The 26,119-nt window shown below is 66.7% G+C and carries 24 protein-coding genes and 1 pseudogene; 4 read left to right on the plus strand and 21 right to left on the minus strand.

Annotated features, from left to right (window positions below):
- The first annotated feature begins 128 nt into the window (after positions 1–128).
- Entirely contained in the window at positions 129–998 is an 870-nt protein-coding gene (locus AC1DQ3_RS24545) for a MipA/OmpV family protein (protein WP_477122780.1), read from the plus strand.
- Positions 999–1,038: 40 nt separating this feature from the next.
- Here AC1DQ3_RS24545 and AC1DQ3_RS24550 read toward each other — a convergent pair whose 3' ends face one another.
- The 15 genes from AC1DQ3_RS24550 to AC1DQ3_RS24620 all read right to left on the minus strand — a co-directional run bounded on the left by AC1DQ3_RS24550 (position 1,039) and on the right by AC1DQ3_RS24620 (position 16,057).
- Entirely contained in the window at positions 1,039–1,632 is a 594-nt protein-coding gene (locus tag AC1DQ3_RS24550; protein ID WP_477122756.1) for a ParB-like protein, read from the minus strand.
- A 112-nt stretch (positions 1,633–1,744) separates the two neighbouring features.
- Positions 1,745–2,566 carry an IclR family transcriptional regulator gene (locus AC1DQ3_RS24555; protein ID WP_477122757.1) on the minus strand — a complete coding sequence of 274 codons (822 nt, stop codon included), beginning with the start codon at positions 2,564–2,566 and terminating at the stop codon, positions 1,745–1,747.
- Between the two features lie 182 nt (positions 2,567–2,748).
- Positions 2,749–4,122 carry an MFS transporter gene (locus AC1DQ3_RS24560; RefSeq protein WP_477122781.1) on the minus strand — a complete coding sequence of 458 codons (1,374 nt, stop codon included), beginning with the start codon at positions 4,120–4,122 and terminating at the stop codon, positions 2,749–2,751.
- Positions 4,123–4,323: 201 nt separating this feature from the next.
- On the minus strand, positions 4,324–5,280 hold the full coding sequence (locus AC1DQ3_RS24565) for a PDR/VanB family oxidoreductase (RefSeq protein WP_477122758.1): 957 nt from the start codon (positions 5,278–5,280) through the stop codon (positions 4,324–4,326).
- A gap of 83 nt (positions 5,281–5,363) precedes the next feature.
- Entirely contained in the window at positions 5,364–6,335 is a 972-nt protein-coding gene (locus AC1DQ3_RS24570) for a VOC family protein (RefSeq protein WP_477122759.1), read from the minus strand.
- 42 nt (positions 6,336–6,377) lie between these two features.
- On the minus strand, positions 6,378–7,856 hold the full coding sequence (locus tag AC1DQ3_RS24575; RefSeq protein ID WP_477122760.1) for an aldehyde dehydrogenase: 1,479 nt from the start codon (positions 7,854–7,856) through the stop codon (positions 6,378–6,380).
- 25 nt (positions 7,857–7,881) lie between these two features.
- On the minus strand, positions 7,882–8,688 hold the full coding sequence (locus AC1DQ3_RS24580) for an aspartate dehydrogenase (RefSeq protein ID WP_477122761.1): 807 nt from the start codon (positions 8,686–8,688) through the stop codon (positions 7,882–7,884).
- A gap of 12 nt (positions 8,689–8,700) precedes the next feature.
- The gene (locus tag AC1DQ3_RS24585; RefSeq protein WP_477122762.1) at positions 8,701–10,422 is read right to left on the minus strand and encodes a thiamine pyrophosphate-binding protein; all 1,722 of its coding nucleotides are present in this window, start codon (positions 10,420–10,422) and stop codon (positions 8,701–8,703) included.
- Complete coding sequence (locus tag AC1DQ3_RS24590) at positions 10,415–11,218, minus strand: SDR family oxidoreductase (RefSeq protein ID WP_477122763.1); 804 nt, start codon at positions 11,216–11,218, stop codon at positions 10,415–10,417. The genes AC1DQ3_RS24585 and AC1DQ3_RS24590 overlap by 8 nt, the downstream gene beginning before the upstream one ends.
- Positions 11,219–11,223: 5 nt before the next feature.
- Positions 11,224–12,054: an IclR family transcriptional regulator gene (locus tag AC1DQ3_RS24595; RefSeq protein ID WP_477122764.1), complete on the minus strand. Its 831-nt coding sequence runs from the start codon at positions 12,052–12,054 to the stop codon at positions 11,224–11,226.
- Between the two features lie 58 nt (positions 12,055–12,112).
- Complete coding sequence (locus tag AC1DQ3_RS24600) at positions 12,113–12,649, minus strand: cupin domain-containing protein (RefSeq protein ID WP_477122765.1); 537 nt, start codon at positions 12,647–12,649, stop codon at positions 12,113–12,115.
- A gap of 17 nt (positions 12,650–12,666) precedes the next feature.
- Positions 12,667–13,437: an SDR family oxidoreductase gene (locus AC1DQ3_RS24605; RefSeq protein ID WP_477122766.1), complete on the minus strand. Its 771-nt coding sequence runs from the start codon at positions 13,435–13,437 to the stop codon at positions 12,667–12,669.
- Positions 13,430–14,497 carry a Rieske 2Fe-2S domain-containing protein gene (locus AC1DQ3_RS24610; RefSeq protein ID WP_477122767.1) on the minus strand — a complete coding sequence of 356 codons (1,068 nt, stop codon included), beginning with the start codon at positions 14,495–14,497 and terminating at the stop codon, positions 13,430–13,432. Before AC1DQ3_RS24610 ends, AC1DQ3_RS24605 begins: the two co-directional genes overlap by 8 nt.
- Positions 14,498–14,608: 111 nt before the next feature.
- Positions 14,609–14,914: a recombinase-like helix-turn-helix domain-containing protein gene (locus AC1DQ3_RS24615; RefSeq protein ID WP_477122768.1), complete on the minus strand. Its 306-nt coding sequence runs from the start codon at positions 14,912–14,914 to the stop codon at positions 14,609–14,611.
- 270 nt (positions 14,915–15,184) lie between these two features.
- Positions 15,185–16,057, minus strand: a complete 873-nt coding sequence (locus tag AC1DQ3_RS24620; RefSeq protein WP_477122769.1) for an alpha/beta fold hydrolase — start codon at positions 16,055–16,057, stop codon at positions 15,185–15,187.
- 494 nt (positions 16,058–16,551) lie between these two features.
- Between AC1DQ3_RS24620 and AC1DQ3_RS24625 the strand changes: the two genes are divergently transcribed.
- Together AC1DQ3_RS24625 and AC1DQ3_RS24630 are read left to right on the plus strand one after the other, a co-directional pair.
- Complete coding sequence (locus tag AC1DQ3_RS24625) at positions 16,552–17,646, plus strand: porin (protein ID WP_477122770.1); 1,095 nt, start codon at positions 16,552–16,554, stop codon at positions 17,644–17,646.
- Positions 17,647–17,730: 84 nt separating this feature from the next.
- Complete coding sequence (locus tag AC1DQ3_RS24630; protein ID WP_477122771.1) at positions 17,731–18,714, plus strand: Bug family tripartite tricarboxylate transporter substrate binding protein; 984 nt, start codon at positions 17,731–17,733, stop codon at positions 18,712–18,714.
- A 76-nt stretch (positions 18,715–18,790) separates the two neighbouring features.
- On the opposite strand, the gene AC1DQ3_RS24635 is transcribed toward AC1DQ3_RS24630, so the two are convergent.
- The 4 genes from AC1DQ3_RS24635 to waaC all read right to left on the minus strand — a co-directional run bounded on the left by AC1DQ3_RS24635 (position 18,791) and on the right by waaC (position 23,328).
- Positions 18,791–19,912, minus strand: a complete 1,122-nt coding sequence (locus AC1DQ3_RS24635; RefSeq protein WP_477122772.1) for an NADH:flavin oxidoreductase/NADH oxidase — start codon at positions 19,910–19,912, stop codon at positions 18,791–18,793.
- An 81-nt stretch (positions 19,913–19,993) separates the two neighbouring features.
- On the minus strand, positions 19,994–21,217 hold the full coding sequence (locus tag AC1DQ3_RS24640; RefSeq protein WP_477122773.1) for a YbfB/YjiJ family MFS transporter: 1,224 nt from the start codon (positions 21,215–21,217) through the stop codon (positions 19,994–19,996).
- A 91-nt stretch (positions 21,218–21,308) separates the two neighbouring features.
- Positions 21,309–21,923 carry a TetR/AcrR family transcriptional regulator gene (locus AC1DQ3_RS24645; RefSeq protein ID WP_477122774.1) on the minus strand — a complete coding sequence of 205 codons (615 nt, stop codon included), beginning with the start codon at positions 21,921–21,923 and terminating at the stop codon, positions 21,309–21,311.
- Positions 21,924–22,329: 406 nt separating this feature from the next.
- Positions 22,330–23,328 (minus strand): lipopolysaccharide heptosyltransferase I, encoded by a 999-nt coding sequence (gene waaC / locus AC1DQ3_RS24650; protein ID WP_477122775.1) that lies wholly within the window; start codon positions 23,326–23,328, stop codon positions 22,330–22,332.
- Between the two features lie 296 nt (positions 23,329–23,624).
- On the opposite strand from waaC, the gene AC1DQ3_RS24655 reads away from it, so the two are divergent.
- Complete coding sequence (locus AC1DQ3_RS24655; protein WP_477122776.1) at positions 23,625–25,010, plus strand: APC family permease; 1,386 nt, start codon at positions 23,625–23,627, stop codon at positions 25,008–25,010.
- 9 nt (positions 25,011–25,019) lie between these two features.
- On the opposite strand, the gene AC1DQ3_RS24660 is transcribed toward AC1DQ3_RS24655, so the two are convergent.
- Both AC1DQ3_RS24660 and AC1DQ3_RS24665 read right to left on the minus strand, forming a co-directional pair.
- The gene (locus tag AC1DQ3_RS24660) at positions 25,020–25,598 is read right to left on the minus strand and encodes a TetR/AcrR family transcriptional regulator (RefSeq protein ID WP_477122777.1); all 579 of its coding nucleotides are present in this window, start codon (positions 25,596–25,598) and stop codon (positions 25,020–25,022) included.
- Positions 25,599–25,759: 161 nt separating this feature from the next.
- A pseudogene (locus AC1DQ3_RS24665) lies at positions 25,760–26,119 on the minus strand (copper resistance protein CopQ); the annotation flags it as partial.

Genomic DNA, 26,119 nt, shown 5'->3' on the forward strand with positions numbered 1-26,119 from the left:
CGCTTAGCCTGCCAGACGGCCTGGGTATCAGGCAAATGAGGGCCTCACAGTCGACACCCCTCAGCGGCCTGCCCAGCGAAAACGTTGTGGAATCGGGAGGTGCTGTGTCCAAACTTCACACGAAGCGGATGCGTCGGGTGGGCGACCCGGGAAGCGGGCGACCGCTCCATCTTCTCTTTGCCCTGCTGGCGGGCTGCGCCGCCCTCGTCTCCGCGGCCCGCGCGCAAACGCCGGCACCTGCCGCCGAATGGCAGTACTCTGCCGGCGTGCCTCTGGAAAAGCTGTTCAAGCCGACCCTCTCCGAATGGGAGGTCCGGCTGGGACTGGGCACCAGCCTGCGGCCAAGATATGACGGCGCGCAGCAATATCATTGGCTGGTCGGACCCAGCATCGACATCCGTTACCGCGACCTGTTCTTTGCCTCCACTGGCGAAGGCATTGGCGTTAACCTGCTGCGAGACACGCACTGGCGTGGCGGTGCAGCCATCACCTACAACCTGGGGCGACGGGCAGCGGACGATCCGGAACACTTGAACGGCATGGGCAATATCAACCTGGCCCCCGAAGCCAAGCTGTTCCTGGAATACGCCGTATCGAAAGAATTTCCGCTAGTGGTGCGCGCGGATGTCCGGCGCAGCATGGGCGGCTCCGACGGCTGGATCGGCGATCTCGGCGCCTATATCCCGCTGCCGGGCAGTTCCGGGAAGTTTTACTGGATGGCCGGCCCTACCGTGACCTTTGCCGACTCCCGCTATATGAACGCCTGGTTCGGTGTCAGCAAGACCCAGGCCTTGCGCTCGGGCTATCCCCAATACAATGCCGGCTCCGGCCTTGTGTCGTACGGCGCTGGCATCACTTCGATCTGGTACTTCCGCAAGCACTGGTTACTGACCACAGACGCGGCGATCGGGCACCTGGCCAGCGGCGCGGCGCACAGCCCGATCACGCAGCGATCAACCAACCTTGGACTGGACCTGTCCATCAATTACGAGTTCTGAACGCCCCGAGGGCTGGTCTTCTGCTTGCCTTAGACGCTTGCTACGCCTTGAATCCCGGCAGACCGGCAGCCAGCTTGCCTTTTGCCAGTTTGATGGCTCGCTGGACAGCCGCGTGGAAGTCGGCTTTCAGGTCCTCGACGGCAATGGAGCGCCGAAAGAAGTCCGCCCACACGAACTCCGCAAAGGCGGTCGGTGTCTTGTCGTAGCCGCCGGCGTCCCGCACATACCCGGCCAGCGACCGATAGGGATCGTCGACCAGTTTCTCCAGGTGATTGGGAACCGCAGCGTAGCAGTGCCGCACCCCGTGTTCATCCAGGGGATGAACCCATAGCTGCTTGTCCATCGCTGCCCAGAAATCGTCCGGCGCGCAGGCCGACAGATCCGCCTCCACAGTGAAAAAGCCCTTCGCGACGCCGGCTTCGAGGGCAGCCCGCCCGAGATGATGGTGATCGGTGATGTATAGCTTGCCGCCTGGCCCGTCCACAGCCGGGATAGGATGGGCCTGCAGGAAATCGCGCTGCTCCGCCGCCTTTAGCGAGGCCAGGTGCTTCTTCTTGTCCAGCACTTCGATCATGCCCACCGTCAGCTGCGTCGGGTGGAGGTCATGAATCAAGGATTCGCGGACTTTTGGCATGATGCACCCCACTGCGTTTTTCCGTACACGACAAGATTAGCAGGCATCTCGCCCGTCGCCAGCACGGAGAAGGGATGAAAGTTCGCTACTGGATGCAGATGCACGCTGCGTCTTAGAAATTTGCCACCGCCTGCCCGTCCGACGGCCGATAGTCGAGCAGCCGCGACAACTCTCCCGCCGCGCCCCTCACCTGCTCCACCATTGTATCCAGCCGCTCCGGTTCGATCCGCGAAGCCGGGATCGTCGCGCCAAGCGCCGCCACCACCTTGCCGCTGCGGTCCCGTACCGGCGCGGCGATGGTCGAGATGCTGGTTTCGAAGAAGCCTTCCTGCAGCACGTAGCCGCGCTGGCGGTCGCGCTGGACCATGTCGAACAGGGCTTCCACGGTCTTGGGCGTGCTTTCCGAGAAAATTTCCAGTTCCGGCTCGGGATAAAGCGCGCGCAGTTCGTCCATTGTCAGGTCTTCAAGCAGCACACGGCCGAGCACGGTGGCGTGCGCCGGCAGGCGGGTGCCCACATTGACCGAACTGGCGAACGGCGTGGGTGCCACGGACTTGGCGACATAGACAATGGAGCGGCCGTCCCGCACCACGAGGTTGCACGGGTAGTTGATCTCGTCGCGCAGGCGGTCCAGCAACGGCCGACCGAGCTCGGTCAGCTCCAGCGAGGCGAGGTAGTCGAATCCGAGGCGCAGCACCGCCATGCCGAGCCGGAATTCGCGGCCACCGTCGGTGCGTTCGACAAAGCCCATCATCTCCAGCGTGGCCAGCAGGCGGAACACCGTGGAACGCGGGACCTGGAGCCTGCGCGCCAGGTCGGCCGCCGACAAGGTCCTCTCGTTCCGGCTGAACTCGCCCAGCAGGCGCAGGCCGCGCTCAAGTCCCGGCACGATGTACTTGTCCTGGAGATCGGTTGGCTCGACAGCGTCTGTCATGTTGGTATCTCTGCGAATGGAGTGCTTTGGCTTTGTCGTATGGTAACGGCTTTGCGCCCGGCCCTGCCCGGCGCGTGCACCGTGCCCGGGTGCGGCATCCCGCGACTGTCCGATATAACACGCCCGGCGTTGATCCTCCAGCACTTCGATCGAAGCGGCGTGAACGTGCGCCGCTTTGCGCCTCAGGCCTCGAGTTGCTCGAGCACCTTGCCCTTGGTCTCGATGCCGAGGAAGTGAATCGTCAGCGCGGCCAGGAACGGCACCAGCGCCAGCGCGTAGAAGGCGCTGCTCAGGTTGCCGGTACCAATCGTGTTGGCAACCAGCGTCGGCGCGAAGATCGCCGCCAGTTTCAGCCACGCGCCCCCGAAACCGCAGCCCATCGCGCGGATGCTGGTGGGATACAGCTCCGGCGTGTACACATACGCCGTGATAAAGCCGCTGGCCAGGAAGCCAAGGGACAGCGCGCACAGGCCGGCCACGACATACACCGATTCCGCGTGGAACACGCCGGCCAGCGCCAGCGAGAGCGCGCACAGGATGAAAGAGACGTTGATCACGGGCTTGCGGCCCACCTTGTCGACCACCATCGCGCAGACCAGCGAGCCCACCACGCCCAGCACCGATGCGCCGGCGGCGAGATTCAGCGCCAGTTGCAGCGGCGCGTGGTACACCGTCTTGTAGATCGTCGGCAGCCAGGTAGACAGCCCGTACTGGATAAAACCGCAGGTGGCCCACAGCATCCACACCGCCAGCGTGCGCCCGATATAGGCCTTGCCCAGCAGGTCCTTGACGCTGCGGCGCGGGTGCTTGTGCGTCATCGCATCGTAGGCGGCCACATCGCCCAGCGGCTGCAACGGGCCCTTGGCGCGCGCCTCGAAGACCTTCAGCGCATGATCGGCTTCAGCCAGCCGGCCCTTCTCCGCCAGCCAGCGCGGCGACTCCGGAATCGCGCGGCGCAGGATGAAGAACAGGACGACCGGGGCGCCGCCGATGAAGTACATGACCGTCCAGCCGAACTTCGGCACCAGCCACGCGCCGACGCCATTGGAAATCAGCAGCCCGATCGGGAACACCACTTCGTACAGCAGCACGAAGCGCCCGCGGCCATGCGCGCGTGTCACCTCGTTGATATAGGTCGCGGCCACCGGCAGTTCACCGCCGAGACCCAGGCCCTGCACGATGCGCAACAGGGCGAAAATCTCGAACGAAGGCGCGAAGCCGCAGGCGATGCTCATCAGGCCGATGATGCCCGCACTCCAGCCAATTGAATTCAGGCGGCCGAAGCGTTCGGCGAGGTATGGAAACAGCAGCGCGCCGATCAGTTGCCCCACCGACGGCGCCGCGATCAGGAAGCCGATCTGGGCCGGCGTGAGCGACCACATGGAGATCAGCAACGGCAGCGTGGCCGCAATCGCGATGACATCGAAGCCATCGAAGAACGTGGCCAGGCCGATCAGCAACCGCGCCCTGATATGCATGCCGTTGCTGGGCAGCCGCTCGATGCGCGCGATGATCTCGCCGGGCGTGGTGCCGCGTGCGCTGTCGTCTGCCGTCATGCTGCTGGATGGGGTCGCCACGCCCTCGGCGTTCGCATTGGCGAACGCGGCCTCTTGTCTCTGGATCAACACGGTGTTTCTCTTCAAATGTATCCGAGGCACGCAGCCGCCTCGCGCCGGCGCATGGCGGGACTCACCCCGCCATGGCCACCACCGACTGCGCCGCATCCGATGCGGCGAGCGGCAGCGCTTGGAGGTCGCCTAAAGGTCCAGGACCAGGCGTTTGCCCTTGCATCCCGACACGCAGACCATCATGGTCTGGTTCGATTCGCGCTCGCTCTTGCTGAGCACGCCGTCGCGGTGTTCGGGGACACCTTCCAGCACACGGGTCTCGCACGAGCCGCACACGCCTTCCCTGCAGCCGTGCTCCACCGCGATGCCCGCATCGAGCAGGGTATCCAGCAAGGACTTGCCCGCCGGCACCTTCAGCTCGGCGCCGGTGCTTGCCAGCGCCACGGTGTACTCGCCTTCCTGCACTGCCGCCACCGACGGGTCGGCCGCGAAGCGCTCGATGTGCACCTCGGGATAGCCGTGGCCGGCGCAGGCTGCTTCGAAGGCGTTCAGCATCGGGCCCGGGCCGCAGCAATAGAAGTGCGTGCTGGCAGCCTGCCCCGCCAGCAGCGCGGACAGGTCCGGCGGGCACCCCGCCTCGTCGTCGAAATGCATGCGCACCGCATCGCCGTAGGCGGCCAGCTCCTCGGCGAAAGCCGCTTCCGCACGCGAACGCGCGCAGTAGAGCAAGGTGAAGGAGTGCCCGAGTTCATGCAGCCGCCGCGCCATGCAGACGATGGGTGTCACGCCGATGCCGCCGGCCACCAGCACGGAGTGGGCCGCGCCCTCTTCGAGCGCGAAGTGGTTGCGCGGCGCCGCCACCGTGAGCGTGCTGCCCACGCGCAGCTGCTCGTGCACGTAGCGCGAGCCGCCGCGGCTGGCGCGGTCGAGCAGCACGCCCACCACATAGCGGTCGCGCACTTCCGGCGCGCCGCACAGCGAGTAGCTGCGCACCAGGCCGTTGCCCAGATGCAGGTCGATATGCGCGCCGGGCGCGTACGCCGGCAACTCGCGCCCTTGCGGGTCGCGCAACTCCACGCTGACGATGCCACGCGCTTCGAAACGCATGGCCTGTACGCGCAGGGTCAGGGATTGGCTGGTACTCATGGCACTTCCTTGTGTTGCTTTGGCTTGCTTTGGCTTGCTCTGGCTTGCTTTGTATTGCCTTGTTGCCTGTACTGGCGCTGCGCTCAGCGCTTCTCGGTCAGGAACTTGCCCTGCGGGCCGCCCGCGTTCTTCTGCCGGCGCGTGTTGCCGTCCAGGCCGCCTTCCACCGCCCATTCGGCAAACATGGTCGGGCCCGGCTCGAAGTCGCGTGGCTCCCAATGCGCATCCAGCTGGTCTTCATCGGCGTAGTACTCGATCAGGCCGCCGGCCGGATTCTTGAAGTACCAGAAGTAAGCCGAGGAAATCGGATGCCGGCCCGGGCCGAGCTGCGTCTCCCAGCCGCTGCGCGACACATGCAGCCCGCCGCCGAACACCTCATGGATGTCGCGCACGGTGAAGGCCACGTGGTTCAGGCCGCTCTTGGCCTGCGGCAACTGCAGCAGGAACAGGTCGTGGTGGCCGCCGTCCGGCGCGCAGCGCAGGAAGGCGCCGCGGCCTGGATAGTGGTCCGACGGCACGAAGCCCAGCTTCTCGGTGTAGAAGCGCTCAGTGGCGGCCACGTCCTTGACGAAGAACACCACGTGTCCCACTTCGATCGGCGTGGCGCGCTCGTAGATCGGGCTGCGCTGGTTCAGGCGCGGCTTGTCGTTCCACGTGTTCATCGTGGCGCATTCCACTTCGATGTCGCGCTTGCGGGTCAGCTGGAAGCGCACGGCCAGGCCGTTGGGATCGGTACAGCCCACGCGCCCGCCTTGCTCGCCCATGCCGATGAAGCCCGGCTCGGCGCGGATGGCGTCAGCGATCTTGTCCAGCGCGGCCAGCGTATCCACGCCCCACACCACTTCGCGCAGCGTCGGGCCGTCTTCCATCGCCGCCGGCAGTGCCGGGTCATCGGTGCGGCGCACCAGCACGCGGCAGCCGTTCAGCGTCTCGAAATCCAGACCGGCCACGTCCTCGCGCACCAGCGTGAGGCCCCAGTCGGCGAAGAAGCGCCGGCAGGCGTCCAGGTCGTCGGCACCGTAGACGATCTCGTCGATGCCCAGAATCGTGTTCATTGTTCCCATCTCCCGCTGTTGCTGCTGCATCGTGGTGCGCACTCAGTTGGCCCACGGCAGCGGTTGTTCATGCATACCCCAGTACACGCTCTTCTGCTCCATGTACTGCAGGATGCCCAGCCTTCCCTTCTCGCGTCCCAGCCCGCTGTCGCGCCAGCCGCCGAACGGCGTCGAGATCGAGAACTGCTTGTACGTATTGATCCACACATTGCCCGCCTGCACCGCCCGCGCGAAGCGCCACGCGCGCTTGTAGTCGCGCGTCCACACGCCGGCCGCCAGCGCGTACACACTGTCGTTGGCCTGCGCGATCAGGTCGTCCTCGTCGTCGAAGGCCATCGCCACCAGCACCGGCCCGAAGATTTCCTCCTGGCACACGCGGGCGCTGTTATCCAGCCCTTCAATGATGGTGGGCGTGTAGAAGTAGCCGTTCTCGCAGCCCGCCACCGTGGGACGCACGCCGCCCGTACGCAACTGGCCGCCTTCGGACACGCCCAGCGCCACATACGATTCGATCGAGTCGCGGTGGCGGTCGCTGATCAGCGGCCCCATCTGGGTGCGCTCGTCGGCCGGATCGCCCACGCGCAGGCGCGCCGCGCCCGCGGCCAGGCGCTCCATGAAAGGCTCATACAAGGCACGTGCCACGAACAGGCGCGAACCCGCGATGCAGGACTCGCCCGAGGAACTGAAGATGCCGTACAGCACCCCGTTGACGGCATGATCCAGGTCCGCGTCCTCGAACACCATGGTGGGCGACTTGCCGCCCAGCTCCAGCGACACCGGCATCATCTTGTCCGCGGCGATGTGCGCGATATGGCGTCCCGTGGTGGTGCCGCCGGTAAAGGACACACGGCGCACCAGCGGATGCCTGGTAATGGCATCGCCGATCACCGAGCCCTTGCCGGGCAGCACGCTGATCAGGCCCTTGGGCACGCCGGCTTCCTCGCAGATGGCCGCCAGTTCCAGCGCCATCAGCGGCGTGATCTCGGCGGGCTTGATCACTACCGCGTTGCCGGCGGCCAGCGCGGGCGCCAGCTTCTGCGCCTCGCTGGCGATGGGCGAGTTCCACGGCGTGATCGCCGCCACCACGCCCATGGCTTCATGCACGCTCATGGTAAGGAAATCACCACGCGCGGGCGTAAGCGTCTCCTCCAGCGTCTCGCAGGCGGCAGCGAAGAACTGGAAAGTGCCGGCGGCGCTGGCCACCAGCGCGCGCGTCTCGCTGATGGGCTTGCCGTTGTCCAGGCGCTGGCGCTGAGCGAGAGGCTCGGCGCGTGCACGGATGAGGTCGGCCACGCGGTGCAGCACCGCAGCGCGCTCGTGCGGCTTGCGCTGTGCCCAGCCACTGTTGAGGAAGGCGCGATGCGCGCCCTGCACGGCCTCTTCCACGTCGCCCAGGCTGGCCGCGTTCAGTTCCGCGACGACTTCACCGGTGGCCGGGTAGCGCGTGACGTAGCGTTCGCCGCCGCCCAGGCGCCACTGGCCCGCGATGCAGATGGGGAGAATCTCTTGCTTCATGATCATTGCCTTGCTGCGCCTGATGGCCTGCTTAAATCGACATGGCGTGGGCACGGTTGCCCAGCGCACGCACCACGCTGAACACCGTCAGCGCCGAAGTCTTGGGATTGGCCGCGAGCGGCTTGCCGCGCATGGTCAGTTCGAAACCACCGAATGCGCCACGCGCGTCCACATGGTGCACGTTCTCTTCCACGCCCGGATCGGCCAGCAGTTTCACCTGCGTGTGATCCAGCCCGAGCCCGGCCATCGACAGCGTGGCCGCCACGTTGGCGTTCTTCGGGTAGAGCCGTGCCGCTTCGCGGGCGGTGCCTTCGAAGATCACCGTGGCCTCGGTCAGCGCGTCGAGGTCGAACAGCGCCTCGGCCGGCGTGTCCTTCCACGCGCCGGGCGGCTTGCGCCCGGTGTAGACCACCGAGTCCAGCCCGCCCACGCGCGCCGCCGCCAGCGCGTCGATGGCGCCGATCGCGCCGGAGAGCAGCTGCACCTGGGTGCCGCCGCGCCGCGCCGCCGCTTCCAGCCGCTCGGCCAGGCCGGGTGCCGACAAGGCACCCACCGACACCACCAGGCAGGCGATGCCACGCTCCAGCGCCGGCACGATGTGCTCTTCCAGCGCATGGTGGCCGGCGCACTCCACCAGCAGGTCGGGCCGTCCGTCGGCCTGGCTCAGGCTGGTGGCAACGCGTGCTTGCGGCGCCAGTGCGGAGACGGCATGGCGGGCCTGGTCCATTTGGGCTTGCGGCACCACCACCACGTCGAACACCACATCGGGATCGCTCTTGAGCAGTTCGAGCACACCGAGCCCGATCGCTCCGCAGCCCACCATCGACACGTGCAGCATATTGCGTCCCCTTCAGGCAGTCACGGTGCTGCGTTCGGCCGCGCGTGCGGTCTTGTCAGCGTCGGCGTCGACTTCCTTGTTGACCGGCGGGCCGGCGAAGGCAGTCTTGAAGGTACCGATGGACAACATGTCGATCTCCAGCAGGAACGGGCCGGGTTCGATGGTCGCTTCTTCCAGTGCGGCACCCACCTCCGCCAGGTTGCCGACGCGGCGATGGCGCAAGGCCAGCGCTTGCGACAACTGCGCATAATCGGGCGTATGCAGGTCTACATAGTGACGGCGGCCGCCGTACTGCGCATCCTGGATGTTCTTGATGACGCCGTAGCCCTTGTCGTTCATCAGCACAAAGACCACGTCGGCGTGTTCCTGCACCGCGGTGGCGAGTTCGCCCAGGTTCAGGATGAAGCCGCCGTCGCCGGCCAGGCAGAAGGTCTTCTTGCCCGAAGACGTGACCGCCGCGCCCACTGCCGCGCCGATGCCCATCGCCAGGCCCTGGCCGATGCCGCCGCCCAGCGCATGCACGCCGGCGCGGGAGTCGAAAATGCGCAGGTGGCGGTTGCCCCAGGTGCTGTTGGAAACGGTGACGTCGCGCACCCAGTTGAAGTTGCGGCCTACCGCGCCCTGCAGCGCGTCGACCAGCGCCGAGTACGGGCCCAGGCCGTCGATCAGGCCGCCCATGGCGGTCTCATGCGCGCGGCGCAGATCGGCGGCAAAGCTCGGATCCACCCTCAGCTTGCCTTCCAGGCGATCGGCGAGACCGTCGAGTGCCAGCGCCGCATCGCCGCTGGCGAAGTAGTCGCTCTGGTAGCAGCGGCCTTCGGCGGAAGCATCGGCGTCCACGCGGAACAGCGGGCGCGGCAGCTTCAGTTCGTACTTCAGCGTTTCATTGCCGCGCAGGCGCGAGCCAACCACCAGCATGGCGTCGCAGGTCTGGTAAAACTGTTCCACCGGCTTGTGCAGGTTGAAGGCGCCCAGCGAGCGGGGATCGTCTTCCGCCACGATGCCACGGCCTTGCGTGCTGGTGACCACGCCGAAGCCCAGCGCCAGCAGGCGCTTGACCTGGGCGCCGGCGTGGCGCGCGCCGCCGCCCAGCCACAACAGCGGGCGTTTTGCCTTGGACAGGCGCTCGGCCAGTTCGTCAAGCGCATGGGCCGAGGGCACATGGGTGGGCACGGCCAGCGGGCGCAGGTCGGTCGGCATCGGGATCAGCGCGGCCTGGATGTCGATGGGGATTTCCACGCTGACGGGGCCGGTCGGCGCGGTCAGCGCGGTCTGCACGGCCAGCTTGATGGTGCTCAGCGCGGTGTCCGCGCTGCGGATGCGGAAGGCGGCCTTGGAGATGGCCTTCAGCATGGTGAGCTGGTCCGGCGCTTCGTGGATGTAGGCGAGGCTCTGGTCCAGGTACGGCGTTTCGATCTGGCCGGTCAGGTGCAGCAGCGGCGTGCCTGCGGTCAGGGCTTCCACCATGGCACCGGCGGCATTGCCGGCGGCGGTGCCGGTACTGGTCAGGCATACGCCGAGGCCGCCCGTGGTACGGGCGCAGGCGTCGGCCATATTGGTGCCGCCCGCTTCGCCGCGCGCGGGGACGAAGCGGATCTTGCCGCGCTCGCCCATCGCGTCGAGGATGGGCATGTTGTGGATCGAGATGACGCCGAACGCAGCCTTGACGCCGCATTGTTCGAGGAAGGCGGCGATGGCGTAGCCCACCGTGACTTGTTGCTGTTCGTTACGCATGACGGGAAAGTCCTCCGGAAATATCGATATGGCTGCCCGTGGTGTACGAAGACAACGGCGAGGCAAGGAACAGGATCGCGCGCGCGGCTTCCTGCGGCAGGCCAAGACGGCCAAGTTGAATATGTTTTTGCTGCGCCAGGCGCGCGGTCCACGCGGCCCAGTCGAGGTCGCGCTCGGCTTCCGGGCGCGCTTCGAAACGTCGGCGCCACTGGCCCGACTCGACCAGGCCGAGCAGGATGCCGTTGACGCGGATGCCCTTGGGGGCGAATTCGGTGGCCAGCGAGCGCACCAGGTTGTGCACGCCGGCACGCGCTGCCGACGTCGCCACCATATGCGGCTCGGGTTGCACGGCCAGCAGCGAGTTCACGCAGACGATGGCGGCGCTGTCCGAGCGCTCAAGCTGCGGCAGGAAGGCGCGCGTGGCATGGATCACCGAGAAGAACTTGAGCTGCAGCTCCTCGAGCCACGCCGCGTCCTCGGTGCTGGCGAAGGTGGACACGCGGCCCTGCCCTGCGTTGTTGACCAGCATGTCTGCCGGGCCGAGCGCGGCCTCGCTGGCGGCGGCGAAGGCTGCCACCTGGGCGGAATCCAGCACGTCGCAGGCAGCGGCGTACAGGCGCGCATCGGGAAAGCGTGCGCGCAGTCCCGCTTGCGCTTCGCGCAGCCGCGCTTCGTTGCGGCCGCACAGCGCCACCGCGGCGCGCGACGCCAGCAGTTGTTCGACGGTGGCCAGGCCGATGCCCGAGGATCCACCCGTGACGACGGCAACCTTGCCGTCGAGTTCAATCATGGACATCGTCCTCACTCCCGATACAGGTTGACCACCTTGCCGTGCTCGCGCGGCCGGTAGTCCAGCAGGCGAGACAGCTCGCCCGCGGTGTCTCTGACTTTCTCTTCCATCATGTCCAGTTGCTCCGGATCGATGCGCGAGGCCGGGATGGTCACGCCCAGCGCGGCCACCACCTTGCAGCTGCGGTCGCGCACCGGCGCCGCGATGGTCGAGATGCTGGCCTCGAAAAAGGCTTCCTGCAGCACCACGCCGCGTTCGCGGTCGCGCTGCACCATCTCGAACAGTTCTTCGACCGTGCCTGGCGTGCTGGGCGAAAACGCTTCCAGGCGCGGCTCGGGATAGAGCTGGCGCAATTCGGCCAGCGTCAGGTCCTCAAGCAGCACGCGCCCGAGCACGGTGGCGTGCGCCGGCAGGCGGGTACCCACGGTGACCGAACTGCTGAACGGCGTGGGCGCCACCGACTTGGCCACGTAGACGATCGAGCGGCCGTCGCGCACCACCAGGTTGCACGGGTAACGGATGTCGTCGCGCAAACGGTCCAGCAGCGGGCGCCCCAGCTCGGTGAGTTCCAGCGAAGCCAGGTACTCGAAGCCCAGGCGCAGCACCGCCATGCCGAGGCGGTAATCCCGGCTGCCGTCGGTGCGTTCGACAAAGCCCATCATCTCCAGCGTGGCCAGCAGGCGGAACACCGTGGAGCGCGGCACCTTGAGCCGGCGCGCCAGGTCGGCCGCCGACAGGGTACGGTCGCGTCGGCTGAACTCGGCCAGCAGGCGCAGGCCGCGTTCCAGTCCCGGCACGATGTACTTGTCCTGGTTGTCTTCCGGAAGGCGTTCTTGAGTCATGAGATGGCTTGTGTTTCAACTGGGCCGGCGCCCGGACTGGCGCGCCGGCTTTTGGCGATCAGCGCTTGACCTTGGTGAGCGGATGCTCCGGCGGGTACGTCGGCGTGATCGGCTGCCTGGCGCCGAGCATCACGCACATCAGCGCGTCTTCCTCGCCGATATTGATTTCCTCGCGATACACGCCCGGCGGCACCGAGACCAGGTCACGGTCGGTCAGGATGGTTTCGAAACGCTCGCCGTCCTTCTCCAGGATCAGCTTGATCTTGCCGCGCATGACGAAGAAGACTTCTTCCACATCGGTGTGCAGGTGCGACGGGCCTTCGTGGCCAGCCGGGATGATCATCGTCGAGAAGGTGAAGTTCTCGGAGGGCACGGTATTGGTGTCTGCCGCCACGCCAGTGCCGCCGGTGCCGAGGTAACGCATCTGCGCGCGGCGGTACTTGGGATCGTAGTCAGCCTGGAACTTCAGCGCATCCCAGTCGTAGCGGCGGGTGGAGAAGCGCGCCACGCGGCTCTCCATCCACTGGTCAAAGGAAGCGCTGGACGGCTGCTCCCAGGAACGCTTGATGTTGTCTTGTTGGGAAAGATCGCTCATTTGGATTCCTTGTGGACTCAGTGCATGACGAAGCCGCCGTTGACGGCCAGTGTCTGGCCCGTCACGAAGCGGGACAGATCGGAAAGGGCGAACAGCACGGCGCCGGATACGTCCTCGGGTAGCTGTTCGCGGGAAATCGCGCGTTGCTCGCGATAAAGGTCGCGCCGCTTCTGGGGCACGTACTCGGTTGCCTCCACCAGGGTCAGCCCCGGTGCGATGGCATTGACGGTGATCTGGTCGTCGCCCAGCTCGCGCGCCAGCGAACGGGTCATGCCGATGATGGCGCTCTTGCTGGCCACGTAGGCCAGCAAGTTGGGCGCGCCCCACAGCGGCGTGTCCGACGCCAGGTTGACGATGGCGCCACGGCCCGAGGCGCGCAGCGCCGGCAGGCAGGCGGTGGTCATCAGCCAGGTGCCGCGCACGTTGATGTTCATCACGCGGTCCCAGGTAGCGATGTCGATGGCACTGGCGCCGCGCCCGCCGGAGTCGGTGACCGCGGCGTTGTTGACGAGGCCGTCCAGGCCGCCAAGCCCGGCCACCGCGGCAGCAGCGCAGGCCGTCACCGATTCGGGGTTGCCGAGGTCAAGCGTGAGCGGCAGCACCTTCAGGCCCCGCGCTTGCAGCGCGGCGGCTTCTTCCTGCAAACGGTCAGCGAGGATGTCGGCCATTGCAACCGCGGCGCCGGCTTCGGCGATCTCCGTGGCAAAGGCCAGGCCAAGCCCGCGCGCCGCGCCGGTCACCAGCACGCGGCGGCCGGCCAGCAGCTTGTTGCGGTCGATCTCAGGCATGGCTTGCCACCCCACCCACCGGCTTGAGCATGGCGACCGGCTCGTCGGCGACTTCCTGGTCGGCGCGGCGGCGCAGCAGGCGGCGCACGCGGGTAACGCCGACATCGTGYTGGTACAGCATTTCGTGCTCGCGCGCGTTCGGCGCCATCATTTCCAGCACCACGCGGTCTTGCTCCAGCACGTCCCAGTGCAGGCCTTCCAGGCGGTTGCGGTACAGGAAGCGCCAGACATCGCGCTCCCAGCCCTGCACATGGCGGGTGCGCCAGAAGAACACCATGCAGTGTTCTTCATCGACCGGCGTGGCGATGCCGATGATGCCGAACGGACCGCCGGGACCCACGTTGGCGCGGTAGGGAATTGCCAGGCGCAGCCACATGGTGCCGGTCTCGCCGAACTCCACCCAGTCGAAGTTCACGCCGCGCTGGCCGGTCTTCTCGAACACCAGGCCGGTATCGGTTTCGCGCACGGCCATGACGGCCTGCTTCTCGCCGGCGGCCATCGAGTGGGAGACCGCATGCAGGTAGGCGCCGTGCATCGGGTCCATGACGTTGTCGATGGCGTAGCGGTAGTTGCAGTCCCAGTGCGCCACGCACAGGAAGTTGCTGTGCTCGTCGCTCTCCAGTTCCTCCGGCAGGCGCAGCGCATCGGCACCGCCCTCGCCTTCCACCGGAGCGCGCTCGCCGAACCACAGGAAGATGGTGCCGGCTTTTTCCTGCACCGGGTAGCTGCGCACGCAGGTCTTGCCTTCGAGCGGGCAGTTGTCCACGGCCGGCACGCTCTTGACCTGGCCATCGCCGCCAATTTCCACGCCGTGGTACCAGCAGGCCACGCGGTCGCCGAGGTTCCAGCCCATCGACAAGCGCGCGCCGCGGTGCGGGCAACGGTCTTCCAGCGCATGCACCTGGCCGGCGCCGTCACGCCACAGCACGATGTTCTGGCCCAGGCGCGTAATGCCGATTGGCGCATGCGTGACCGCCCAGGCAGCCGACACCGGATACCAGTAGTTGTGCAGGCCGCTGTTCAGGCGCGCCTCAGCACGCGCTTGCTTGTTCGATTCCATTGTTTGCTCTCTTGCGGGTACCGGATCGGATCGCCATCAGGGACGGGCTCGCTTTGTTTGGCCGCGCTTGATGACGCAATCGCTTTGATGTTCTTGGACTGCCTCTCGGCCTCAGGCGCCCAGGCGGCGCATTTCGGCGAGGAAGCGCTCTTCGGTCCAGGCCTGGCCATCCGCGCCCAGCAAGCCCGCCTGGTTGAACGCACGCACGATGTCATCCGGGCTCCTGGCACCGGCCTCGAAGGCGGCTTCCAGGGCGTCGCCGAGCGCGTCTTCATAAGCGGTGGGCGCGGCGGCGCGGGTCTGCCACACGATATTGGCCACCTTGCCGGGCTGCTCGATGTGGCCCTTGCCGGCGACCTGGTTCGGAGCCGGGCGCTCCCAAGGCGCCAGATTCGGGTTGTATGCGAGGTTCTCCATTGCGCTGCTCCTTTGATTTTGTTGCCAGTTTGCTTATTGCGCGTTTTGTTTCATATATAAAACGCTGATTTAAATATTGAACGTAGACACCACTATAGGCAACGAAACTTTAAAAAAAGATTGGGGTTTACCCTTGAGATACGCCAATGCCACCTGCGGCTTGGCCTGGGGCCGCGAGACGGCCGGAAACGGGCAGTGGGATGTGATGCGGGTACGGAGCGGTGCGGCGCCTGGCAGCCGCAATCCGCTCCTGTTCAGACGGTCGGATGGCTAGGCAAGCGCGCTGCGAATCCAGCGAGCAACCGATCCGGCCTGCTCGACATAGCAGGCATGGCCGGCATCAGGCACCAGTTCGAACGGCAAGGCGAAGCGTTCCGCCAGCGCCGCGCACCCGGGCGGCGGCGTCACGATATCCAGCGCACCGCAGCCGACCCGCACGCTGACGCCCTGCGTCCGGCGCGCGAGGTAGGCGGCGATGTCGTCCTCGCACAGCATCGCCACGGCTTGCCGGTAACCATCTGGGTCCAGGCGGCGCATATTCCAGCGCACCCAGGCCTGCGCGCCGGCGCTGGCCGCGGCGCTCAGCAGGCGGCTCGGAGCGCGCTCGGCCAGGCCCTCCACGCCCACCGCCGCGAGCGCATCAAGCCGCTGGCGGGCCACCTCCCTGGCCTTGTCCTCCCTGCCGGGGCCGCCGTAGCCCTGCGCCGGGCTGAGCAGCAGCAGTTGCGCAGGCAGTTGCGCCGGCGTGGCTTGCGCCACATAGGCCGCGGCCATCAGCGCGCCGAGCGAATGGCCCACGATCACATCGGGCCGCACATCCAGCGCGCGCAGCAAGTCCTGCAAGCTGCCGGCGTATTCGGCAGCCGTGGGCGCCGCGGTCTGCAACGCCTGCGAATTGCCATAACCGGGCGCGTCCCACGCGATCACACGGGCATCGGCCGCCAGCAGGCTCGCGCATGGCAACCAGGAGGCCGCCCCGGAACTGATGCCATGCAGCAGCACCACTACCGGCCCGCGGCTGCCGCCGCAACGGTAAGCGATTAGCGCGCCGTCGCTGCCGGCAGCGATGCGCTGTTCCGTAAAGGCGGTATCGAGCGCGCGGAGCAATTCTGCCGCTGGCTGGGATTGGTCGTTTTGTTCCATATATGAAACCATAGTTTGCAAATAAAACTCAGGAAATATAGACCGACTATGGCTGGAAATTGATCGGTGTTAACCCCCTGCGAAAAAACTTCCAAAAACCGCAGCGCTGTCACGTTCTGGTGCACGCGGACACGCGATGGCGCGCCGGCCATCCCCGCTCCCAGCGGCGGTGCGGCTTGCCGGCACGCAGCAGCGCTCTTGCCCAAGAGGGGCCGGCGCCCAGTTCTTGTGTTTCGCAGTACCGCGGATGCCACTTATGCGGGTCGATCTCGTCGCTTCGCCACATCACTAGGGATTACCCGCCCATGTTTTTCCCGAAATGAACAGCTATATTTTGCCTGTCGTTTCTTATGTAATACGATGTTTCATATATAAAACCAATTGAGTCGATAAGTGCGCAATCAGACATACGCACAAGCGGCCGGGGTAATGGTCGGGCGAAGCATGACCACGCCAACCAAACAATACGGTGGACAAGGAAGAGGAACAAATAAATGAAATTCGGACGGATTGCGCTGGCTGCCCTCGCAGCCGCAGTACCCCTGCTGGCCTCGGCCCAATCGTCGGTGACGCTGTATGGCGTCGTCGATACCGGCGTCGAATTCGTGAACAACGTCGGCGCGGCAAAGGACAACGTGTACCGCATGAACACCCTGACGGGAACCGTACCGTCGCGGTGGGGCATTCGCGGCACGGAAGATCTCGGCGGCGGGCTCAAGAGCCTGTTCGTGCTCGAATCCGGCTTCGCCCCCGACTCCGGCGTCTCTAACCAAGGCGGCCGGCTGTTCGGCCGGCAGGCATTGGTCGGGCTCTCCGGGCCCTGGGGCCAGGTGGCCCTGGGCCGCCAGTACACCATGCTGTTCTGGGCCACGCTGGACCCGGACATCCTCGGCCCCAACGTGTACGGCTCGGGCTCGCTCGACAGCTATCTGCCAAACGCGCGCGCCGACAACGCCGTTTCCTACAAGGGCACGTTTGGCGGCTTCACGCTGGGCGCCACCTATAGCTTTGGCCGCGACACGGTGAATGCAGGCCCGAGCCCGTCCGGTACCAACTGCGCCGGAGAGAATCCCGCCAACCACACGCAATGCCGCGAATGGTCGGCATTGCTGCAGTACGACAACAAGTGGTGGGGCGTGGCCGCGGCCTACGACTCGCTGCGCGGCGGTCCCGGCGCATTCGGCGGCTTGACCAGCAGCCAGTCGGACGACCGGCTCTCGCTCAACGGCTATGTGCTGCTGTCCAGGACCAAGATGGGCCTGGGCGTGATCCGCCGCGACAACGGTGGTAGCCCGACCCCGCGCAGCGACCTATGGTACGCCGGCCTGGCCTATGACATCACGCCCGCGTTCACGCTGGCCGGCCAGGTCTACTACCTCAAGTACCACGACAGCGCTAACAAGGCGATGCTGTACGCGCTGCGTGGTACCTATGCCTTCTCCAAGCGCACCTCCGTGTACGCCACCGCCGGCTTCATCGACAACGGCGGCCAGCTCGCACTGTCGGTCAGCGGCGCCCAGCCGGGCTCCAACCCGAAGCCCGGCGGCAACCAGCTGGGCACGATGATCGGCATCAAGCACACGTTCTGAAGCCTGCGTGCCGCAACACGCGGCGCAAGCCGGATGGCACGTGTCGTCCCATCCGGCTCGAAGTCTACCTGGAGGCGTCTCATCATGAAGTTTGCAACCCGCAACCTGTTTGCTGTCCTCGCAGCCACGGCCGCCGTGATGGCGGCAGGCACCGCCTGCGCGCAGGCGTATCCCACCAAACCCATTACGCTGGTCGTCGCCTATCCCGCCGGCGGCGACACCGATGTGCTGGCCCGCCTGCTCGCGGAAAAGCTCTCCGCGCGCCTGCACCAGTCCGTGGTGGTGGAAAACCGCACCGGCGCGGCCGGCACCATCGGCAGCGCTTACGTCGCCAGGGCAGCCCCCGATGGCTACACCTTGCTGGTGGCCCCCAATACGGTCGCCATTGCACCGCTGGTGCTCAAGAGCGGCACCGGCGCGAGCTACGATGTGCGTAGCGATTTCACTCCGATCGCGCAGCTCGGGATCCAGTCGCTCTTCGTGGTCGTCAACAAAGGCACCGGCATCACCAGGCTGCCCGACCTCGTCGCACGCGCCAGATCGGGCAGCCTGCAAACCTACGCCAGCCCGGGCAACGGATCGCCCATGCACATCCTTGGCGAGCTGTTCAACAAATCGGCTGGCGTGAAGATCTCGCAAGTGCCGTATCGCGGCACGGCGCCGGCGGTGGTCGACGTGCTGGGGGGCCAGGTGCCGATGACCTACTCCACGCTGGGCGCGGTGGCCCAGTACATCACGACCGGTGCCATCGTGCCGCTGGCCGTGGCGGACCTGAAGCGCTCGCCGTTCGCGCCGAACGTGCCGACACTGCTGGAGCTTGGCTACAAGGATGTGGAAGTCGGCGCCTGGCAGGCGCTGCTGGCGCCGAAGGGGTTGTCGCCGGAACTGGTCAGGACGCTCAACACGCACGTCAACGACATCCTGAAGATGCCCGACGTGGTCGCGCGCATGGCCACCATCGCCATCACGCCGGTCGGCGGCGAGCCCACCACGCTGAGCAAGCTGATCGCGTCCGACTCGACGCGCTATGCAAAGATCGTCAAGGAGTTCGGCATCCAGGCCGACTGACGCAACACCTGGCGAAACGCGGCCCGCCCCTTGCGGCGGGCCGCTTTGCGTTTATCGCGGTGACTAGCCGCCGTGACTAGCGCTGCCCGAAGCTGGCATCGAAAAACAGATCCTTGTACTCGCGCGGCTGCGAACGCCAGTACTGCTTCGGCGCATGCACCTGCGCGCCCAGCCTGGCCGCGGCGTGCCACGGCCAGCGCGGGTCGTAGAGCATGGCGCGCGCCAGCGAGACGGCATCCGCTTCCCCGTCGGCGATGATGGCTTCGGCCTGCTCCGGCTCGGTGATGAGCCCCACCGCGATGGTCGGCAAGCCGACCTCGGCCTTGACCCGCTGCGCGTACGGCACCTGGTAGCCCGGCCCCAGCTTGATGGCCTGTGCCGGCGAGACGCCGCCGGTGGTCACGTGGATCGCCGCGCAGCCGCGCGCCTTGAGCGCTTTCGACAGCGCCACCGTGCCGTCGATATCCCATCCACCGGGCACCCAGTCGGTGGCCGAGATGCGGGCCCACACCGGCTTGTCGGCCGGAAATGCCGCACGCACCGCATCGAACACCTCGATCGGAAACCGCATGCGGTTCTCCAGGCTGCCGCCGTATTCGTCATCGCGCTTGTTCGCCAGCGGCGACAGGAACTGATGCAGCAGGTATCCATGCGCGAAGTGCAGCTCGATGCCATCGAGCCCAAGACGCGCCGCACGCATGGCGGCGGCGACGAAATCGTCGCGCACCTTGTCCATGCCTGCGCGGTCGAGCGCCAACGGCGCATCCTCGCCATCCGCGTGTGGCATCGCGGATGGCGCCAGCGTCTTCCAGCCCCCCGGCTGGTCCGGACGTATCTGGCTACCGCCATCCCATGGCGCATGGCTCGATGCCTTGCGCCCTGCGTGGGCAAGCTGTATCGCGAGCGCAATCGGCGCATGCGCCCTGGCCGCGTTGATCACCTTTCCGAGGGCCGCCTCATTCGCATCCGAATAGAGGCCAAGATCCCCCGGCGTAATGCGTCCTTCCGGCGACACGGCCGATGCCTCGATGATCATCATCCCCGCGCCGGACAGCGCGAGCTGGCCGATATGGATCATGTGCCAGTCGCCGGCCGAGCCCTCCTCGGCGGAGTACTGGCACATCGGCGCGATCACGATGCGGTTTTCCAACCGCAGATTGCCAATGGAAAAGGGTTGGAACAACTGGCTTTGACTCATGGGAGCAACTCCTTGCTGTCGGTGGTGCATGACTGTGGCACGCATGGCGCCCGTCCATTCTAGGACGCCCGCATGTTTCCTTCAGGCCGCGGCAACCGGCACCGGCTTGCGCGCCGTGACGATATCGGCAATCAGCGCCAGGGCAAGCGCCGCCGCGCCGCACAGGAAGATCAGCGCATAGTCGTTGTGCGAAAGCGTGAACAGGTAGGAGTAGCCGTAGCCGCCGATGGCCTGGAACAAGGCGAAGGCCGTGGTGGCGCGGCTCCACGCGGCGCGCTGCTCGATATGGTCGTGCGGCACCATTTCATGGATGCGCCCGAGCACCAGCGGCACGATGCCGGGCGTGAAGATGCCGAGCACCACGGTCGCAATGCCAATGAACATCGGGTTGCCCGACAAGGCGAGCGTGGCCACTGCGATCGCTTGCAGCAGCAGCGCGATGCGATAGGCTGGGCCGAAGCCGATGCGATCAGCCACATTGCCGCACACGACAGGCCCCGCGATGGCCGCGACACCATACAAGACCCAGTAGCCGGCGCCGATCTCCGCGCCCCGGCCAAGCCCGCGCGCCACATAGTCCACCAGCAGCACCATGGCGGGAACAAGCCCGAGCGCGTTCGCGGCGTACTGGGCGTACAAGACGCGCAATGCCGTGTTCTCGCGCCTGACCGGCTGGGCGCCGCCGCCCGGCGCCGCCGCCGGGGCCGCGCCGGGCCAGCCGAACCAGCTCACCGCGGTCAGGATGGCCGCGAACACGCCGAGACCGATCCACGTATCCTTCAAACCCAGTTGCAACAACCTGGGGATGATGGTGCCCGAGGCGGCAATGCCAAGCCCGAGTCCAAGGAAGATCATGCCGCTGGCAAAGCCGCGCCGGGCGGGCGGGATATGCGGCAGGATCGTCGTCGCCACCAGCACCATGATGGCGCCGCCCGAGACGCCGGAAGCGAAGCGCCAGACAAAGAACCAGCTCACCGACAGCGGGTAGGCGCAGGCGAAGAACGCCGCCGTCGCCACCAGCATCAACAGCCGCAGCGCATGACGGTTGGATAGCGCACTGGCGATGGGACGGCCCAGCAGCGCACCGGCCAGGTAGCCGGCGAAGTTGGCCGCGCCCAGCGTGACGGCCTGCGATGAGGTGAACCAATGCGCCTGGATCAGCGGCGGAATCAGCGGCGTGTAGGCGAACCGCGCGAGGCCGATGGCCACCAGGCTGCCGCACAGCCCGGCGAGGGTGGCGAACAGTGCGCGGGCGTCGAGCGCCGGCGTGACGGGACTTGGGATTGTGGCTGTGTTTTCAGACATGATGCATTCCTGCGGAGGCCATACGAGGTCAATACGAGCTCAATACGAGCTCAATACGAGGTTCGCTGTCGTTCGATGTGCCGGCGTGCGCTCACGCCGCGTTGTCGGGAGCGGGCAGCGGCGGCAGGCCGAGCAGGCTCAGCGCCGGACCGACGGCGCCCGTAAGCAGCGCGCGGTCCGGCCTGACGCGGGCCAGCACGCGTATGCCCAGCAGGACGGCCAGCAAATGCGCGCCTGCGTCCGCTGCTGGCAGCACCCGCGGAATCTCGCCGCTTGCCTGCCCCGCTTGCATGCAGCGCTGGAAAAATGCCTGGATCTGAGCGAGTTCGCTGGCGATGCCCTGGCGGCATGCCTCGTCGCCAGGCGTCGACTCCACGGCGGCGTTGACCAGCATGCAGCCGCGCTGCTGCACATCCGCGACGGAACGGTCCACGATCTCGCCGAAGAAGGCCGCGATGGCCTGGCCGGGCGATTGCGACGACTCCAGGCGCGCGATCCGCTCGCGCAGCGTGCGCTCCAGGTAATGCTCCAGCGCGCGCAGGAACAGCCCGCGCTTGTCACCGAAGGCGTTGTAGAGGCTGGGCTGCGTCAAGCCCGTGCGCTTGACCAGCTCGCGCGTGGAGGTCGCCTCGAAGCCGTTCGCCCAAAAAGCGTCTCCGGCTGCTTCCAGCACCTGTTGCTCATCGAATTCGCGGGGTCGTGCCATGGTTGCTCCGGCGTGGCTGACTGAAGGGGGATCTGGATGGATACGTTTTATATCAAACGATACACAAACCGATTATATATCGATTGATACATAACGCAAGAAAAAAAATGAGCGCCGTGACGAGGCCCACCGGGCATGGCCATCACGTGATCGAAACGGAGCGCGGCCAGAAAGCGGCACCTGCGGCCCGCGCCGGGCCGCGAAAGCCGCCTGGAAGGAAGGAGGAAAGTGATGCACTGCGCCGGCCCGTCCACCCGCCGGCATTGGCATCGAGGTCGAGGCGGTATCGCTAACGCCTCATGGTGTCATGGTGTGTTGGTGGCAAGAGCCGAACGCCCTTGCGCGACGTGCGCGGCAGCCGTCGCCACGCGCCCGGCCCAGCAGGGTGCGCGGCCCGGCCGCCGGCTCAGCTGGCGCTGGCGGCCGCCACTTGCGGCCTGACCTGGCCGCCGGTGACGTGGTCGATCGCGGCGACGACCTCATCGATCTCCGGCACCACGCCGCGGGCGCCCACGGAGACGGACTGGCCGGGCGTGCTGATGCCGAAATGCTGGCTGTCCGTCACCGTGAACAGCATCACCGACGGCTTGCCCAGCGCATCGGCCAGGTGGACAAAACCGGTATCGGTGCCGACCACCAGCGCGGCGGCGTCCACCCGTTGCGCGCACTCTGTAATGGTCATGCGCGGCAACACCTCGGCACCGGGGATCTCGGCCGCAAGCGCTTCCGATTGGTCGCGCTCCGCGGGCGAACCCCAGGGCAACTGGATCTTGTAGCCCCGCTGCGCCAGCGTCCTGCCAACCGAGATCCACCGCTGCGCGGGCCACTTCTTGGCCTCGACCGAGGTGGCGTGGAACAGCATGGCGCGCGGCACGCCATCGGCATTGAGCGGCGCGGCGGGCGCAGGCACGCGCAGCGCGTAGCGCTCGACGGGATCCAGCGCGTAGCCAAGCGCGTTGGCCACCACCATGCGCATCTTGTGGCGCGCGGTAGCGTCGCCGTGCGGTCCGAAGATCTGCGTATAGGCAAAGACCGCGCGCGCCTCGCCGAGGTATTCGGCGGCGTAGCCGAGGCGGCGGCTCGAGCGCGCCAGCCAGGCCACGATGGCGCTTTTATATACGCCGTGCACATCCACCACCACATCGTATTTCTCGCGGCGCAATGCCCACAGGGCGCCAAAGATGGCACGCAGATCGGCCCAGCTACGGGATTTCTTGAAGCCGCGCAGTGGCGGCGCGATCACGCGGTCGACACCGACGGCCCAGCGCGGAATATCGGCGCAGGAAGCATCGGCCACCCAGTCGATCTTGGCTTCGGGATAGGCGCGGCGCAGGTCGGATACCAGCGGCAAGGTGTGCACCATATCGCCAAGCGAGGTGATCTTGATGAGGAGGATGCGTTTCATGGAAATGGCGGATCGGGTTGCGGACGAGCTTGGCCGGCTAGCGGCGAGGCCGTAGTATGCACCACGGCCATAGCTGACGCACGTATTCCATTTTCTGCCACCACGGCGCGGCAATATGCCCTTGCGCCTTGCGATGCCGGCTTTGCCCGGCGACGGCGCCCGTGGCCGCTGAATCCGTTGAAAGCGCCGGCGCGCGCAGTATAGTTGCCTAAGGTCTAAAGCCTAAAGCAGCATCGGGCATCATTGGCCGGCCCGCTTGCCGTCATCCGCGAGCCGGCCGCACCGGGAGCATCGCCATGGATCGGGACTCACCGGCAAAACTGGACGCAGGCGCGCTCGGGCTGGGCGAATCCGTGGTGATGGGCGTGGCGGGCACGGCACCTGCTTTCAGCCTGGCGGCAACCACCGCCACCCTGGTCGCCGCGGTGGGCGTGCTGGCGCCGGCCAGCCTGCTGTACTGCGGGCTGATCATGTTCGGCGTGACACTGTCCTACCAGCAACTGAACAGGCTGCACCCCAACGCCGGCGCCTGCTACACCTGGGTCTCCGAGATCTTCCATCCGGTGCTTGGTTTCTTCGCGGGCTGGACGCTGCTGGTGGCGTCGGCCATATTCATGGTGTCGGGCACCATTCCCGCCGCTACCGCCACGCTGCTGCTGTTCGATCCGGCGCTGGCCGAACGCCCGCCCGTGGTCACGCTGGTCGCCGCGGGCTGGCTGCTGGCGGTGAGCGCCGTCGTGCTCAAGGGCGTCAAGCTGACCAGCTACACCCAGGTGGCGATGACGCTGGTCGAGGTGGGCGTGCTGGTAGCGATCGTGCTCGCTGCCCTGGTACGGGCGCCGCTGCCACTTGCGCACCCGCTGTCGCTGGCATGGCTATCGCCAGCCGGCTTTACGCCGCACCTGTTTGCCAATGGCGCGCTGGTGGCCCTGTTCTTCTTCTGGGGCTGGGACGTGACGGCCAACCTGACGGAGGAAACACGCGATTCCGAACATGCGCCAGGGCGCGGCGCCCTGCTGGCCATGCTCATCGTCCTTGCGCTGTTCATGGCCTTCGTCATCGCCAGCCTGGCGGTACTGAGCGACCAGGAGATCCGCAGCGCCGGCACCAACACCGTGTTCGCGCTCGCCTCCCGCCTCTTTCCGCGGCCATGGGACTACCTGGCCGTGCTGGCCGTCATGCTCAGCACCGTGGGAACGCTGGAAACCTCGATCTTGCAGTTCACCCGGACGCTTTACGCCAAAGGCCGGGATGGCTTGCTGCACCCGCGCTATGCCGCGCTGCATCCCACCTGGCGCACGCCGTGGGTGGCGACGACGGCGATCGCTTCGTTCGGCTTGCTGCTGCTCGCCCTTTCCGCCGGCTTCAGCAGCGTGGGCCAGATCATCCAGGACTCGGTCAACGCCATCGGCTTCCAGGTGGCCTTCTATTACGGACTGGCCGGCTTCGCCTGCGCCTGGTACTCCCTGCGCCATGGCGCCCGCACGCCGGCCCGGCTGCTGCTGGTGCTCTGGCCGGCTTGCAGCGCAGCGTTTCTTTGGTTTATTGCGCTGTACAGCATGCCGGGCTTCGACCTGGCCACGCGCGTGATTGCCGCGGGAGGCATCGCCGCGGGCGCCGTGCCGCTGTGGCTGAACCGGCGCACAGGTCGTCAGCCCAGGCTCGGGCCCGAAGGCAAATGACCGGGGCACCTAAGCGGCGACCGACGCCATCAGCAGATCCGACGCCGCTTCGATGCGCTGGGGAGCGCCGAACAGCCGCGCCACCACCAGCCCGCTCTGCAACGCGCCGAAGACCGCCCGCGCCATCGTTTGGGCTGGCAATGAACAGGCATTGTGCAGCGTGCCCTGTGCGCTTCCGTGCGCGCTCTCGAACAGGTGAGTCAGCCACGCCTCATGCAGCCCATAGAAATCCTTGAGCATGCGGTGCACCCCATCCGGCAGCAGCAAGGATTCCGTGGAGAGCATGCCGACCAGGCAGATCGCATCGCCGCCGGCGGTGTCATGCCAGGGCTTCAGGTACGCGCGGGCCTGTTCGGCCACGGGCTGGCTGGTGTCGATGTGGCGCACATAGTCGGCGTTGCGGGCGCTGTACTCCGTCACCGCCGCTGCCAGCAGGTCCTCTTTTGACGGGAAGTAGTAATGGATGCTGGAGGTCTTGACCCCCACCCGCTCGGCGAGGTCCCGATAGCTGAAGCCATTGAAGCCCCGCTGCCGCACCAGCACCAGGGTGTGCTCAAGCAGTTGTTCGCGTACGGATTGGGTTGTCATATGGCATGCATCCACCTTTCGGCGGACCCTCGAAACGGCGGTGGCAGTGCGCTTGCCGGACACGTTCCCGGCACCAATGCCAAAGAACCGGTGCTACCGGCTCCTTGCACGCACCACCGGGGTTATTGGCTTACGCAGTGATACACGTCCCGGCATCGGGCTCAGGCGTTGGCGCCTTCGGTGAACACATCGAACTTGCCGGTACGAGCGCCATCCGTGTAGGCATCGACGCTGCGGGCCGGGGAAGCCGACACGCCAGTCCGGTCCAGTCCGGCGACGATGCGGGCACCGTCCGTGTACGGGTCGGCCTTGCCGACGCGGGCACCGTCCGTGTAAGCATCGACGCTACGAGCCGGCGAAGCCGACACGCCAGTCCGGTCCAGACCGGCGACGATGCGGGCACCGTCCGTGTACGGGTCGGCCTTGCCAACACGTGCGCCGTCGGTATAGGCATCGACGCTGCGGGCCGGCGACGCCGACACGCCAGTGCGATCCAGGCCTGCCACGATGCGGGCGCCGTC

Source organism: Cupriavidus sp. 01T418, from assembly GCF_056398885.1.